General features: G+C 60.9%; 7 protein-coding genes. 3 read left to right on the top strand and 4 right to left on the bottom strand.

Translation table 11 applies throughout. The annotated features are described in order from the left end of the window. Nucleotides 1-51: 51 nt before the first annotated feature. From NTD84_RS22330 to NTD84_RS22320, 3 genes are all read right to left on the bottom strand, one after another. A complete protein-coding gene (locus NTD84_RS22330; protein WP_192309405.1) occupies nucleotides 52-402 on the bottom strand; it encodes a cupin domain-containing protein in 351 nt (116 codons plus the stop codon). A 190-nt stretch (nucleotides 403-592) separates the two neighbouring features. Further along, nucleotides 593-1996 (bottom strand): amino acid permease, encoded by a 1404-nt coding sequence (locus NTD84_RS22325; protein ID WP_262170046.1) that lies wholly within the window; start codon nucleotides 1994-1996, stop codon nucleotides 593-595. A 90-nt stretch (nucleotides 1997-2086) separates the two neighbouring features. After that, nucleotides 2087-2977, bottom strand: a complete 891-nt coding sequence (locus NTD84_RS22320) for a LysR substrate-binding domain-containing protein (protein ID WP_262170043.1) — start codon at nucleotides 2975-2977, stop codon at nucleotides 2087-2089. A gap of 233 nt (nucleotides 2978-3210) precedes the next feature. On the opposite strand from NTD84_RS22320, the gene NTD84_RS22315 reads away from it, so the two are divergent. Next, a complete protein-coding gene (locus NTD84_RS22315) occupies nucleotides 3211-3975 on the top strand; it encodes a sulfite exporter TauE/SafE family protein (protein WP_262170041.1) in 765 nt (254 codons plus the stop codon). Here NTD84_RS22315 and NTD84_RS22310 read toward each other — a convergent pair. Further along, nucleotides 3965-4279, bottom strand: a complete 315-nt coding sequence (locus NTD84_RS22310; RefSeq protein WP_262170038.1) for a putative quinol monooxygenase — start codon at nucleotides 4277-4279, stop codon at nucleotides 3965-3967. The genes NTD84_RS22315 and NTD84_RS22310 overlap by 11 nt on opposite strands. Nucleotides 4280-4442: 163 nt before the next feature. Here NTD84_RS22310 and NTD84_RS22305 point away from each other — a divergent pair, with 163 nt between their 5' ends. Next, nucleotides 4443-5033: an NAD(P)H-dependent oxidoreductase gene (locus NTD84_RS22305; RefSeq protein ID WP_262170036.1), complete on the top strand. Its 591-nt coding sequence runs from the start codon at nucleotides 4443-4445 to the stop codon at nucleotides 5031-5033. 52 nt (nucleotides 5034-5085) lie between these two features. Continuing rightward, the gene (locus NTD84_RS22300; protein ID WP_262170033.1) at nucleotides 5086-5997 is read left to right on the top strand and encodes a LysR family transcriptional regulator; all 912 of its coding nucleotides are present in this window, start codon (nucleotides 5086-5088) and stop codon (nucleotides 5995-5997) included. The last annotated feature ends 103 nt before the right edge of the window (nucleotides 5998-6100 follow it).

The following is a 6100-nucleotide window of genomic DNA, read 5'->3' as shown; positions in this document are numbered from 1 at the left end:
CCCCCCCCCCCCCCCCCCCCCGCTCCCACAGTGACTCCCTGCGTTTATGCATCAGGCAAACACGAAATACTTGCGCACGGTTTCCACCACTTCCCACGTGCCTTTCATGCCCGGTTCGATGACGAAAATATCCCCCGCACGCAGGTGAATCGGCTCTTTGCCTTCCGGCGTGATGATGCAGTAGCCCTCGCGGAAATCGCAGTATTCCCACTTCACGTATTCCACATACCACTTGCCCGGCGTGCAGATCCAGGTGCCCATGATCTTGCTGCCGTCTTCGCTGGTGTAGGCGTTGAGGTTGACGGTGTGCGGATCGCCTTCGAGCTTTTCCCATTTGCAGGCGTCGAGCACCGGCAGCGGGTGGGTATCGCGAAGAACGGTAATCGGTGAGTTTGCGGTCATGATGACTCCGGACATTGGGCGGGAGAGCTGAAGGCGCATCCTGACGGTGTTGGGCCGGTGCGAGTTGTCTGTGCTCGACATCGAGGTGTCCAGAAACGCGCGACCATGCAAACGGCTCGCTCCTCAGAGGACGATGCGCACAAAAAAGCCCCGGCATTCATGGAATGTCGGGGCGTTTTTTATGCCGCGATTATTGAGCCACAGGCAGGTTCCGATGCCGGGCCATGCGCAACCGGTAGCAGCCGTAGATGAGCAACACCCACACCGGCATCGCATACACCGAGGCGCGGACCGGTGGAGTCATCCAGATGACGCAGATGATCACCGCCATGAACGCCAGGCACAGGTAATTGGTGTACGGCGACCAGAAGGCCTTGAAGCCAGGGACGATGCCGCGCTGGCCCATGGCCTTGCGGAACTTGAGGTGGGTCAGGCTGATCAGCGCCCAGTTGATCATCAGCGAGGCGACCACCAGAGCGAACAGCAGCTCCAGCGCTTCATGCGGCGCGACGTAGTTGACCACCACCGCCAGCAGCGTGATCAGCGCCGAGATGCCCAACGCCAGCACCGGTACGCCTTGCTTGTTCAGCTTCATCAACACCTTGGGGGCGTCGCCTTGTTCTGCCAGGCCGTAGAGCATGCGGCTGTTGCAGTAGACGCCGCTGTTGTAGACCGACAGCGCGGCGGTGAGCACCACGAAGTTGAGGATTTGCGCGGCGGTGTCGCTGCCAATCAGGGCGAAGATCTGCACGAACGGACTGCCGCTGTAGGCATCGCCCGAAGCGCCCAGGGTCTGTAACAGCTGATCCCACGGGTACAGCGACAGCAGCACGGTAAGTGCGCCAACGTAGAAGATCAGTACCCGATAAACCACCTGGTTGATGGCTTTGGGGATGACCTTGCGCGGTTCGCTGGCTTCAGCCGCGGTGATGCCGACGAGTTCCAGGCCGCCGAAGGAAAACATGATGAACGCCATCGCCATCAGCAAACCGTTGGTGCCGTTGGGGAAGAAGCCGCCGTGGCTCCACAGGTTGCTCACCGATGCCTGCGGGCCGCCGGTGCCGCTGAACAGCATGTAGCAGCCGAGGAGGATCATGCCGATGATGGCCACGACCTTGATGATCGCGAACCAGAACTCCATCTCGCCGAAGACTTTGACGTTCAGCGTATTGATCAGGTTGACCAGCACGAAGAACACCGCCGCGCTGACCCAGGTCGGCACTTCCGGCCACCAGAACTGCACGTACTTGCCGACGGCGGTCAGCTCGGCCATGCCCACCAGCACGTACAGCACCCAATAGTTCCAGCCGGACAGGAAGCCGGCAAAGCTGCCCCAGTAGTTGTGGGCGAAGTGGCTGAAGGAGCCGGCCACCGGTTCTTCGACAATCATCTCGCCCAACTGGCGCATGATCAGAAACGCGATGAAACCGGCAATCGCGTAGCCGAGGATCATCGACGGTCCGGCAGACTTGAGCACGCCGGCGGAGCCCAGGAACAGCCCCGTCCCGATAGCACCGCCCAGGGCAATCAGCTGAATATGCCGATTTTTCAATCCCCGCTTGAGCGTTGCCTGTTGCACGATTTCATCCGCCATCTATTTCCCTTCTGGTTGTTGTGGCCAGGCCTGATTTGAAAGGGCGAATATTACTCTGGCCCAGCGCTTTGGAATACCGAGCGTTGCTGCTCAATGGTCTGCAGGGCGTAACGCGTCGAGCAGGGCCTTGGCATAACCGGGCAGGCCCTCGAATGAACGGGCGCACAGCAACAGTTTTCGCCGGGCCCAGTCTTCCCCCAGGGTGAAGCACTTGAAGGATTGATCGGCGCCGCGGCGCTGGATCGCCGCCAGCGGCACAATCGCCAGCCCGGCACCTCGCGCGACCATGCGTATCACGCCGTCGAACCCCTCCGCACGAATCCGTATTGGCAGGCGCATTCCCGCGTGCAACGCCTGTTCTTCGAGGTACACCGCCAGGGCGCTGTTGGCGGCCAGGCCGACGTAATCGTGCGCCAGGGTGTCGCTGAACGCCGGTGTCGCTCCGTTCGCCAGGGAATGGTCACGGGGCATGATCAGCACCAGTGGATCATCGCGGAAGGGCAGGGTGTCGAGGGCGTGGGTGTCCACGGCGTCGGAGACGATGCCCAGGTCCGCCGCCCCCTGGCGCAGGGCGTGAACGATGCGCAGACTGGGCATTTCCTGCAGGTCGATGTCGAGGTTGGGATGGCGGCACAGGAAGTCGGCCAGCACTTCCGGCAGGTGCTCGGTGATCGCCGTGGTATTGCACAGCAAGCGCACCTGACCTTTGACGCCCTTGGCGTATTCGGCCAGGTCCAGTTGCATGCGTTCGGCGTGTTGCAGCAGGAGCCTTGCGTGTTGCGCCAAGGCTTTGCCCGCCCACGTGGGAGTCACGCCGCGACGGCCGCGCTCGAGTAAGTCGATACCGAGGGAAGCTTCCATCGCCCGAATCCGCGCGCTCGCTGCTGCCAGGGACAAGTGGCTGCGCGCGGCGCCGGCAGTGATGTTGCCGGTGTCGAGGGTGTTCAGGTAGAGGCGCAGGTCGGTGAGGTCGAAGTGCATGGGGACAGCCTTTGAGTGTTGGTTGTCGGGGACGGCCTCTCGGGGGCAAGCCCGCTCCCACAGTGGTCGTGGGAGTGCGGAGGCTTGGTGCACGACGAAAATCCCTGTGGGAGCGGGCTTGCCCGCGAAGAGGCCAGCAGTACCCACTAAAACCTTCAGCCTCTGCCAAAACAAAAGGCACCCTCAGTATATGGCAGATTTTCATCCAGCCGTTCCGGGCTCAGGATAAGCCCATGAATACACTCACCGCGTTTTACCAAAACCTTGGCCTGACCCTGTCACTGATGGTCATCGTCACCTTCCTGCTGGCCGGCATGATCAAAGGTGTCATCGGCCTCGGACTGCCCACCATCGCCATGGGCTTGCTCGGCCTGGCTATGGCGCCGTCGCAGGCTGCAGCGCTGCTGATCATTCCCGCGACGCTCACCAACGTCTGGCAACTGGCGTTCGGCGGACATTTGCGCGGGTTGGTCAAACGTCTGTGGCCGATGTTGCTGGCGATCTTCATCGGCACCGGCGCCGGTACGCTGTGGATCGGCATGGCCGGTGGTCACTGGGTGGTTCGGGGGTTGGGCGCGGCGCTGTTGCTCTATGCGCTGAGCGGCTTGTTCCTGCCGACCCTTCGCGTCGGCAGCCGCACCGAACGCTGGCTCGGTCCGCTCTGCGGCTTACTGACCGGTGTGATCACGTCGGCCACCGGGGTTTTCGTGATTCCGGCCGTGCCGTATCTGCAAGCGCTGGGTTTGAGCAAGGATGAGCTGGTGCAGGCGTTGGGCCTGTCGTTCACCGTATCGACCCTGGCCCTCGCCGCCGGCCTGTTGTGGCGCGGGGCATTGGGCGGGGGCGAGTTGAGTGGGTCGTTGCTGGCGTTGATCCCGGCGGTGCTAGGCATGTTGCTCGGCCAATGGCTGCGTCAGCGGATCAGCGCCACCTTGTTCAAGCGGGTGTTTTTCATCGGCCTCGGCGTGCTCGGCGGCCACCTGCTGATCAACGGGTAGCGGACGACGGGCTGAGCATGTCGATGGCGCGGATGTCGAAATCCCGTTCCAGGTATTCATCGCGTTGCTCAAGGAATTGCTTCATGTGCGGCAGGCTGGAGTGCACGTCGAGGTGCGCCTTGGATTGCCAGATCTCAAAGAAGATAAACAGCGTGGGGTCCTGTTTGTCGCGCAGCATGTGGTACTCGATGCAGCCGGGCTCGGCGCGACTGGCTTCCACGTAGCCACGGAAAAACGCTTCGAAGGCGTCGGATTTTTCCGGGCGGGTCTTGGCGTGCAGGATGAAGCCTTGCAATTCACTCATCAGAAACTTCCTCAAGGGGCAGAAACGGCGTCAGTCTATGGCAACAATCCCTTATCGATTCGTGCGTATTGATCAAATGAATTTTGTGAATTCAGGGCTTATTCCGCGCGAGGCCGATGGTTAACCTGCCGCCATCCATTTTCTGACCCTTCCGAGACTTCTCATGAAAAAAGTCCTGTTGCTCAATGGCGGCAAACAGTTTGCGCATTCCGATGGCCGCTACAACACCACCCTGCACGAAGCTGCGCTGAGCGTGCTGGATCGCGGCGGTGTCGACGTGAAAACCACCTTTATTGACCAGGGGTACGACGTCGCCGAAGAAATCGCCAAATTCCTCTGGGCTGACGTGATCATTTATCAGATGCCCGGCTGGTGGATGGGCGCGCCGTGGACCGTGAAGAAGTACATCGACGAAGTCTTCACCGAAGGCCACGGCAGCCTGTACGCCAGCGACGGCCGCACCCGTTCCGACGCTTCGCAAAAGTACGGCAGCGGTGGCCTGATACAAGGCAAGCAATACATGTTGTCGCTGACCTGGAACGCCCCGCAGCAAGCCTTCGACGACCCGACCGACTTCTTCGAAGGCAAGGGCGTGGACGCGGTGTACTTTCCGTTCCACAAGGCCAACGAGTTCCTTGGCATGACCGGTTTGCCGACGTTCATTGCCGTCGACGTGATGAAACGCCCGAACATCGAGGCCGACGTGGCGCGGTATGAACAGCATTTGAAAGCGCTGTTTGGCCTGCCGGCATAAGCCTCGGCTACTATCGGTATCTGGAACCCCGCAAAAGACATAAGGAACACCGGTGAAAGCCAGATCCGATGAACTGCAGATTTTCGTCTGCGTAATTGAATGCGGGTCGATTTCCGCAGCCGCCGAACAGGTCGGGCAAACGCCGTCGGCGGTCAGCCGCACGCTGTCGCGGCTGGAGGCCAAGCTCGATACCACACTGATCAACCGCACTACGCGGCGCATGGACCTGACCGAGGAAGGCAAGTATTTCTTCGAGCACGCCAAGCTGATTCTCGATCAGATGGACGAGCTCGAAGAACGCCTCAACTCGCGCCAGCAAACACCGTCCGGACGCTTGCGGATCAATGCCGCGGCGCCGTTCATGCTGCACGCCATCGTGCCCTACATCGACGAGTTCCGCCGGCTCTACCCGGACATTCAGCTGGAACTCAACAGCAACGACCTGATCATCGACCTGCTGGAGCAAAGCACCGACATCGCCATCCGCATCGGCACCTTGGCTGACTCGACCCTGCATGCCCGTTCGCTGGGTTGCAGCCCGCTGCACATCGTCGCCAGCCCGGCTTATCTTGAGCAATACGGCACACCGATGGCCGTCGAGGATCTGAGCGGGCACGCGCTGCTGGGCTTCACCCATAACGAGGGGCTCAATCAATGGCCGTTGCGCTATGTGCACGGTGACCGTTGGCCGATCCAGGCGTCGATCAGCGCCTCCAGCGGCGAGACCATCCGGCACCTGGCGCTGGAAGGCCAGGGCATTGCCAGCCTGTCGCATTTCATGACCATCGACGACATTCGTGCCGGGCGCTTGAAGGTGTTGCTGGCTGATTTCAACAGCGGCTATCGCCAGCCGATCAACGCGGTGTACTACCGCAACTCGCAACTGGCCCTGCGGATTCAATGTTTCCTGGACTTCATCCAGGGTAAGTTGGCCGTCTATGCCAACTCGGACTTCAAGGGCTGATTCGTGACTCCTGCGCAAGAGTGAATTGGGTCAACGGGGATTTTTCGACCGTCGTGACTGCTTGATACTCGTTCCATCACTTATTCACGCAGGGAGTTTCTCC

Source organism: Pseudomonas sp. 14P_8.1_Bac3, assembly GCF_025466085.1.
GTDB lineage: Bacteria > Pseudomonadota > Gammaproteobacteria > Pseudomonadales > Pseudomonadaceae > Aquipseudomonas.
Note: the sequence above shows the minus strand (reverse complement) of the source record. Positions and strands in the feature narration are given on the sequence as shown.

Bases quoted from the DNA above. Each gene is read 5' to 3' on its own strand.
- NTD84_RS22325 (WP_262170046.1), bottom strand. From the start codon at position 1,996: ATGGCGGATGAAATCGTGCAACAGGCAACGCTCAAGCGGGGATTGAAA.
- NTD84_RS22315 (WP_262170041.1), top strand. From the start codon at position 3,211: ATGAATACACTCACCGCGTTTTACCAAAACCTTGGCCTGACCCTGTCA.
- NTD84_RS22330 (WP_192309405.1), bottom strand. From the start codon at position 402: ATGACCGCAAACTCACCGATTACCGTTCTTCGCGATACCCACCCGCTG.
- NTD84_RS22310 (WP_262170038.1), bottom strand. From the start codon at position 4,279: ATGAGTGAATTGCAAGGCTTCATCCTGCACGCCAAGACCCGCCCGGAA.
- NTD84_RS22305 (WP_262170036.1), top strand. From the start codon at position 4,443: ATGAAAAAAGTCCTGTTGCTCAATGGCGGCAAACAGTTTGCGCATTCC.
- NTD84_RS22320 (WP_262170043.1), bottom strand. From the start codon at position 2,977: ATGCACTTCGACCTCACCGACCTGCGCCTCTACCTGAACACCCTCGAC.